The organism is Anaerotignum sp. (assembly GCF_030625865.1).
Taxonomy (GTDB): Bacteria; Bacillota; Clostridia; order Lachnospirales; family Anaerotignaceae; genus Chakrabartyella.
Window position 1 is genome coordinate 1 of the sequence record NZ_DAOUQB010000065.1, and the last position, 7683, is coordinate 7683.

General features: G+C 35.0%; 8 protein-coding genes. 5 read left to right on the forward strand and 3 right to left on the reverse strand.

Annotated features, from left to right (window positions below; genetic code table 11):
- Positions 1 to 135, forward strand: a 135-nt coding sequence (locus P9Q65_RS13340) for a helix-turn-helix domain-containing protein (RefSeq protein ID WP_442870853.1), incomplete at its 5' end; no start/stop codon positions are given.
- 49 nt (positions 136 to 184) lie between these two features.
- On the opposite strand, the gene P9Q65_RS12665 is transcribed toward P9Q65_RS13340, so the two are convergent.
- Positions 185 to 388, reverse strand: a complete 204-nt coding sequence (locus tag P9Q65_RS12665; protein WP_304509838.1) for an Arc family DNA-binding protein — start codon at positions 386 to 388, stop codon at positions 185 to 187.
- Positions 389 to 477: 89 nt separating this feature from the next.
- Here P9Q65_RS12665 and P9Q65_RS12670 point away from each other — a divergent pair, with 89 nt between their 5' ends.
- A complete protein-coding gene (locus P9Q65_RS12670; protein WP_442870852.1) occupies positions 478 to 693 on the forward strand; it encodes a sporulation initiation factor Spo0A C-terminal domain-containing protein in 216 nt (71 codons plus the stop codon).
- On the opposite strand, the gene tnpA is transcribed toward P9Q65_RS12670, so the two are convergent.
- Both tnpA and P9Q65_RS12680 read right to left on the reverse strand, forming a co-directional pair.
- Positions 630 to 1103 carry an IS200/IS605 family transposase gene (gene tnpA, locus P9Q65_RS12675; protein ID WP_304509842.1) on the reverse strand — a complete coding sequence of 158 codons (474 nt, stop codon included), beginning with the start codon at positions 1101 to 1103 and terminating at the stop codon, positions 630 to 632. The genes P9Q65_RS12670 and tnpA overlap by 64 nt on opposite strands.
- A gap of 353 nt (positions 1104 to 1456) precedes the next feature.
- On the reverse strand, positions 1457 to 2749 hold the full coding sequence (locus tag P9Q65_RS12680; RefSeq protein WP_304509844.1) for a hypothetical protein: 1293 nt from the start codon (positions 2747 to 2749) through the stop codon (positions 1457 to 1459).
- A gap of 515 nt (positions 2750 to 3264) precedes the next feature.
- Here P9Q65_RS12680 and P9Q65_RS12685 point away from each other — a divergent pair.
- From P9Q65_RS12685 to P9Q65_RS12695, 3 genes are all read left to right on the forward strand, one after another.
- Positions 3265 to 4818 carry an acyl CoA:acetate/3-ketoacid CoA transferase gene (locus P9Q65_RS12685; protein ID WP_304509845.1) on the forward strand — a complete coding sequence of 518 codons (1554 nt, stop codon included), beginning with the start codon at positions 3265 to 3267 and terminating at the stop codon, positions 4816 to 4818.
- A 42-nt stretch (positions 4819 to 4860) separates the two neighbouring features.
- Positions 4861 to 5661 carry an enoyl-CoA hydratase-related protein gene (locus P9Q65_RS12690; protein ID WP_304509846.1) on the forward strand — a complete coding sequence of 267 codons (801 nt, stop codon included), beginning with the start codon at positions 4861 to 4863 and terminating at the stop codon, positions 5659 to 5661.
- A 210-nt stretch (positions 5662 to 5871) separates the two neighbouring features.
- Positions 5872 to 7263: a GntP family permease gene (locus P9Q65_RS12695; RefSeq protein ID WP_304509848.1), complete on the forward strand. Its 1392-nt coding sequence runs from the start codon at positions 5872 to 5874 to the stop codon at positions 7261 to 7263.
- Positions 7264 to 7683: the final 420 nt, after the last annotated feature.

Genomic DNA, 7683 nt, shown 5'->3' on the forward strand with positions numbered 1-7683 from the left:
AACCAAGCAGACATCAGCAAACTTGAAAATGGCAATGCAAATCCCACTCTTTCCCTTTTACAAAGGCTTGCTGAAGGAATGGATATGCAGTTGAAACTTGAGTTTATTCCAAAACAAGAAATTGTCGTAAAATAATGAAAAACAATCCCGATACAAGGATGAATTTTTTTGTATCGGGATTGTTTTAGTTTTTTCTAGGTGGCTTTACATTGACATCAGGACCAATATCTCCTTCGATTTTGCCATGTATTTTCTCGAAGTCTGCAATGTTTTGACGCACAAGAACCAAGACGTGGCTGTTAACAGAACGTCCCTCGTAATCGGCAACATACGCTATTTTATCTAACATTTCTTGAGGAAAACGAATAGTTACATCTTTTACATTCATAAGAACACTTCTTTTAGTTATACTGTATGTTTATTCTATAACTAAAGTATAATATAATTAGATTTACGATTATACAGTATAACCATAAAATGAAAAAAGGAGTTGTTCATATGAGTAATCGTAGTGTTTACAGAAAAATAGCAAAGCAAAATGGTATAAGCATGAAAGAAGTTAAAATCGAAATGAAGGCAGCACTTGAATACGCTTTTACATCGAATGATGATAGTATTATAAAAGCCTATCAGGAGCAGGTTCCCCGCAGGGGAGAAGTCCCCACACCCGAAGAATTTATTAACGATATTTGATCTGCCATAATGTCCTCTTGTAACTGGCTCTTTATATAGTCTTTTATTACACCCTCATTTCGTCCTACTGTATCTACATAATATCCTCTACACCAAAAATGTCTGTTTCCATATTTATATTTTAAATTTGCATGTCTGTCGAATATCATCAGCGCACTTCTTCCTTTCAAAAAACCTACAAATTGTGCAACGCTTAAATTTGGTGGTATTTCCACCAACATATGGATATGGTCTGGACATGCCTGCGCTTCAATTATTTCTGCTGCTTTCTGTTCACATAGTTTTCTTAAAATCACCCCTATATCAGCTTTTATTTTTCCATATATCTCTAGCCTTCTGTACTTCGGTGCAAAAACAATATGATATTTACATCTCCATTTTGAATGTGATAAACTTTTTATGTCAGCCATGACAAAACCTCCTTTAATATACTAGCGGTTGGGGAACCACTTTAATGTTATCAAAGGAGGTTTATTACTGCTATAAGCATTTTACTCCACCAGCATAGCTGGTGGTTTATTGGAGCTAAAGCACCAAATTAAAAATGTGTTCGAACCATATAATTTGGACGTTTTATTTTAAAGACGCTAATGGTGTCACGGGTTAATGTCTTTTGAGCAGCTTTTACCTTTTTCAAATATGAATTGTCCATAGAAGAAATATCAACGGTCGGTTCATAAAGGTCATCTGATTATTTTCTTTTTTTAAGAAAAGATGAGAGAAACGAAAAAACAAAAGAAATCGTGCCAACTAGGTATATTATTTAAAACATATTGTTAATTTCACTTAAGGACATAATTCTATCAATCATTACCCTGTATTTTTCTTTAAATTCTCTAAGACTTGATGCTGAAAAATGGTAACAGCAATTTGCTTTTTTTAAAGATTCCATGCCCATACTGATTTTTTCTATAAGGTTTTCGTTTAAAACACCATAAAACTGCGGACCAATTGAATCATAAAAACTTTTTGTATTTTTTAAAAACAGTTTACTATTATTATTATAAATTGAAAACAAAGCATGCTTATTGGGATACGAAATAGTTTCATCTTCTATTATATAGAAGTTGATTTTTGGATTTAAATCACAGATCTCTATAACCCTTTCAATATGTGCCTTTCTTTCTTCAATACTCATTCTGTATATAATATCTGTGCAATAAAATTCACCATCTTCAAGATATTTAATTAAATCAGTTTTCATCATAAAAAAGTCCAAGGTCTCGTAGTTAAAAAGTTCTTCCCACAATCCTAAAAGTTTTCTTAACATTTTTTCCATTGAACCATCGTAGCCTTGCTCGTACGCTGCTTTCACCACACTATCAATTAAGTTTTGTGGAAGAAGATATTCAAAACCTTTGGCAAGAAAAATCTGATAATTGTTTAAAGCGTAAAAGTTACTTCTATATCCCCCCATAACCATTTCCTTTGAAGTCATAGGTAAAATAAGAAGATGATTCATCTTAAAAAGCGAGGATGTATTTGTGAAAATTGCATCCACTTTTTCAAGGTCTGTTATGACAGAAAGCATTTCAAAGTTCCCATTGGAATTAAGGGAAGCTAAAATTGCCATTTTATTCTTAATAACAATAAGGTTGCTCTCTTTAAAGGTTGAGTTGTCAAAAAAATCAAAAAAAACATTATGATATTTATTAATAAAATAATAAAGATTTAGCAAAGCCTTGTCATCCATTGTGTCAAGGCTTAATCCAACCTTTGCAAAAATCTGTGATGTTGGTCTAGGGCACACATTATTTGTATTATAGTTTAGGAATGAGACGAGACGTGAAACGTCCATTGTACATAACATTTCAATAGGTTCTGTGCTGTTCATTATTATTTCAAAAAAGGTTGAGTTAATGAAGTTTGAAATATCGCTTTGACCAATGAATACTTCTGTTTGGTTTTTTTGCTTATCAGAGGTTTTCTTGTCTTGGCTTTCAAGGGTAGCCTTAAAGGTGTTTTTAAGAAGTAGATTAATACAATTTTGAAGTTGAACAGGTGTAGTTTCAATTTCAAATTCTGAACAAAAGTCATCAAATAAATCCTGGTTCAAAATTTCCTCAGCAAATATTTTAGAAAGCTTTGAATTTATTGAAATATAAGTTTTTGTTGAGGGCAGCTTTGATTGATTGCACCACTTACTTATATAGGATACATCATAGCCCGTTATATTTGCAATTGAGTTTAGCTTACTATTTGTAAATCGAATGAAGTGTTTCAAAGTTGATCCATAATTTTCTATAATTTTTCATCTCCTTATTTCATAAGTCTTGACAGGCTTATGAATATATTTGACTTCAAACTATTCAACTTGAATAGTTTTGAATAAATTTGAATAAATTTGTCTTTATTTTAAGTCATTATAACATGTTATATGATTTTTACAAAGATATTATTTAGATTTAATTATTTCTTATTTTGATATCTAATAAATATTTAAATTTTTACCAACTCAATTACTAAAATACATAAATTTTTCGGCAAAATAATTGAACTACGGAAATTTGTGTTAAAAAATTCATAGCAAATTAAATATTAAGTTAATTGTTAAAAAATGGGAGGGGAAAAATGAGAAAAGTAAAAATAATATCAGCACAAGAGGCTGCTTCATTAGTGAAAGAAAATGATACAGTGGCGGTAAACGGATTTGTTGGAAGTGTAAATCCCGAATCACTTACAAAAGCTCTCGAAAAGAAGTTTTTAGAAACAGGTGCACCTAAAAATCTTACTTTGTTCTACGCAGCTGGACTTGGTAATCGCGATGGTAGCTGTGCAGACAGATTTGCACATGAAGGAATGACAAAAAGGGTAATAGCAGGTCATTATAACCTTGCTCCAAACATTGGACAACTTATCATGGACAATAAAATTGAAGGCTATAATTTCCCGCAAGGTGCTCTGGCACAGCTTTACAGAGCAATTGCAGGTGGAAAACCTGGCATCATTTCTCATGTTGGTTTAAACACTTATGTTGACCCAAGAATTTCTGGAGGTAAGCTTAACAGCAAAACAAAAGAAGACATGGTTAAGCTCATTGAAATTGAAGGCAATGAAACTCTTTTCTACAAGGCATTCCCGATCAATGTATGTTTTATTAGAGGAACATATGCTGACGAAACTGGCTGCGTAACTTTAGAAAAAGAAGTTACACCCGTTGATGCAACCTCAGCAGCTCAGGCAGCAAAAAACAGTGGAGGGCTTGTTATTGTTCAGGTTGAAAGAGTTGTGAAAGAAGGAACATTAGACCCGAAACTTGTTAAAATTCCTGGGATTTATGTTGACTATGTTGTTGTTTCAACACCTGAAGAGCATGAGCAATGCATTGGAAAATCATTTGACCCTACACTTTGTGGTGCAGCAAAAGCACCGGCAGGTGATGTGCAGGCAATTCCTCTTTCGGCGAAAAAAGTAATCGGAAGAAGAGCTGCTATGGAGCTTAGAGAGGGTACGGTTGTTAACCTTGGAATTGGTGTACCTGAGTATGTTTCAATGGTTGCCAACGAAGAAGGTATTGGCGATTATATGACGCTTACGGTTGAGGCAGGTCCCGTTGGGGGTATTCCTTTAGGTGGCTCACAATTCGGAAGTTCCATTAATGCTGACTGCTACCTCGATCAGAATTATCAGTTTGACTTCTATGATGGAGGCGGAATTGATCTTGCTTTTCTTGGTCTTGCACAGACGGACAGCGATGGAAACGTAAATGTAAGTAAGTTTGGTCCAAGAATTGCAGGTTGCGGAGGCTTTATCAATATTACACAGAATGCGAAAAAAGTATTCTTCTGCGGAACATTTACAGCAGGTGGTCTTAAAACGGCAGTGGAAGATGGCAAAATGATTATTACAAAAGAAGGTTCTGAGAAAAAGTTTGTAGATGCAGTTGAACATATCACTTTCAGCGGAACGTATGCAAACAAAACAAATCAACCTGTTATGTATATAACGGAAAGAGCAGTTTTTGAACTTAGAAATGATGGCTTACATCTTGTTGAAGTTGCTCCTGGCATTGATATTCAAACACAAATTATCGATCTTATGGGATTTGTTCCTAAAATGGAGGGCGAGATTAAGCTTATGGACGGAAGAATTTTCAAGGATGAACCAATGGGGCTTGGCAAATAATGACTTGTTATTTCAAATATTTTTATTTAAGGAGTGGTTTTAATGAAGTTAGTAGAACTTAAAGAAAGTATCAAAAACATTGTTGTTGCGATTGAAGGAGGGGTTGCTATTTTAACAATGAATAGGCCAAAGGCACTTAACGCCTTAAATGCTGAAACAATGGAGGAAATGATTAAAATTATGAACTGCATTGCTGATGATGATTCCATTAACGGTGTTATTATCACAGCTGAAGGCAAAGGTTTTATTGCAGGTGCAGATATTACACAATTTGTTCCACTTGATGCTATGGGCGGAAGAAAATGTTCAGAGCTTGGACAGATGTGCTGTAACTCAATTGAAAGACTTGAAAAGCCAGTTATTGCTGCTGTAAACGGGTATGCACTTGGTGGTGGCAACGAAGTTGCTATGGCTTGTGATATTAGAATTGCTAGTACAAAAGCAGTTTTCGGTCAGCCGGAAGTTAACCTTGGTATTATGCCATGCTTCGGTGGAACACAGCGATTAACAAGACTTGTAGGTTATGGAATTGCGAAAGAGCTCATTTATACAGCAAGACAGGTTAAGGCGGAAGAGGCACTTTCAATTGGTCTTGTTAATAAGGTAGTTGCTCCTGAAGAACTTCTTGACTCAGCTAGAGAAATGATGGCAACAATTTTTACTAAAGCACCGAAAGCAATTTCAATGTGTAAGGTTGCGATCAACAGAGGTAAGGAAATGGATATGGATAATGCACTTGACCTCGAAAGAGATGTAACCGGACTCCTCTTTTCAACCAGTGATAAAGTAGAAGGCGTTGCGGCTTTCCTTGAAAAAAGACCAGCAAATTTTGCAGGGAAATAATCAGCTTGCTTATCTATCCTTTTAATCACTAAAATGCTAAAATTGTGGGATTTTAGTTTATAAGATATAGGTATTCTCTTATCACAGCACATTGAACAAAATGGCTCTACGATGTGATGTATCAATGTGTATCGTATTTGAAAGGAGGGCTAGAAGCAAAGTGAAATATTTTGTCATTTATTCTTATTATAATTAATTAGGAGGGAAATTATGTTTGGATTATTAGGTATTATATTATCTTTATGCCTTTTGATTTACCTAGCATATAGAGGTTGGTCAGTTATTCTTTTGGCACCAGTTTTAGCTTTAGTTGCTACATCCTTTGCACTTTTTGACGGTGGTGAAGTTCATCTTTTAGCTACATATACAGAAACATTTATGACCAATGCGGCTAATTATGTTAAGAATTACTATCCGGTATTCTTATTAGGTGCTTTATTCGGTAAGGTAATGGACGACACAGGTACAGCTAATTCAATAGCTATGTTTATTGCTAAAAAAGTAGGTAAAGGCAAAGAAATCTGGGCAATTGTAATTGCTGGTGGTCTTATTACTTATGGCGGTGTTTCTATGTTCGTTGCAGCATTTGCTCTTTATCCAATCGCTGCGGCTTTATTTAGAGAAGCAAATATTCCAAAGAGATTGTTGCCAGGTGCGATTGCTATGGGTACGTTTACCTTCTCTATGACAGGACTTCCCGGCTCACCACAGATTCAGAATGCTATTCCTATGAAATATTTAGGAACTGACCTTTTTGCAGCACCTGTTTTAGGTATTGTAGCATCACTGATTATGTTTTTCGGTGGTACTATGTGGATTGTTACAAGAGCTGCAAAAGCAAGAAAAGCTGGCGAAGGATATGGTGTTCATCCTAACGAAAATTTAAACATTGTAGATGTAAGTGAAGCACCTTCTTTTGGTATGGCAATGATTCCAATTTTAATTGTGCTCGTTGGAAACTTTATTTTATCAAAGGTTGTTTTCCCCAATATGGAATTTGTGTATTTGCAAGAACAGTATAACACAACTACGGCTGCTGTACTTGGAAACTGGAGCTTAATTGTATCTTTAATTGTAGCAATTATTGTTGGAATCTCATTAAACGTAAAGAGATTTAAAAATGGTATTATGGCTACGCTTAAAGAAGGTGTTCAAGGTTCCTTCCTTGCAATCATGAACACAGCATCTGAGGTTGGTTACGGTAATGTTATCAAGACTCTTGCGGCTTTTGGTATCGTAGGTGGCGCATTAATGGGAATTTCTTCAAATCCGTTGATTACAACTGCAATCTCAAGTTCTGCTCTTGCTGGTATCACAGGTTCTGCCTCTGGTGGTGTAAGTATTGCGCTTGAAGCATTTGGACGTACTTTTATGGATCAGGCTGTTGCAAAGGGTATTGATATACAGGTACTCCATAGGGTTGCTGCTGTTGCTTGTGGTGGCTTAGACAGTTTGCCACATAATGGCGCTGTTATTACACTTCTTGGTATTACAGGTATGACGCATAAAGAAAGCTATATTCACATTGGTATGGTTACTGTAGTTATTCCTTTATTTGCAACGATTGCAGTAATTACATTAGGAACACTTGGTGTTGTTTAATTGATTTTTTGCAGCAAAAAAACAAAGGTAAAGCTTTGGGGTTGAAATTTGCTACCGTTTGAAATGCAGTTGTAAGTTCAAAAAACTAGCTGTATGTTTAATTAAAAAAATAGATGCAAGAAATGATTCATTCAAATTAAAAAATATTGAAAATATATATCTGACGGATTATTGGAAGAATTTTGGGGATTATCCAAGGAGAACGTTGATGGCAAAAATTTTTATTTCAAACGGTAGTAAGGGCACCTTTTTTATAAAGGTGCCTTGATTGTGGAAAAGAAAACCACGCGTTAGACGCGTGGTTCAAAAAAGCCTACGGCGATGAGGCGAAAAAGGAACTCCCTTCGTTATAATAAAATTTGTAGTCCGCCAACTGCAAAGAATAAAATAACGAAGGGAGTTTTAATATGGGTCTTAACG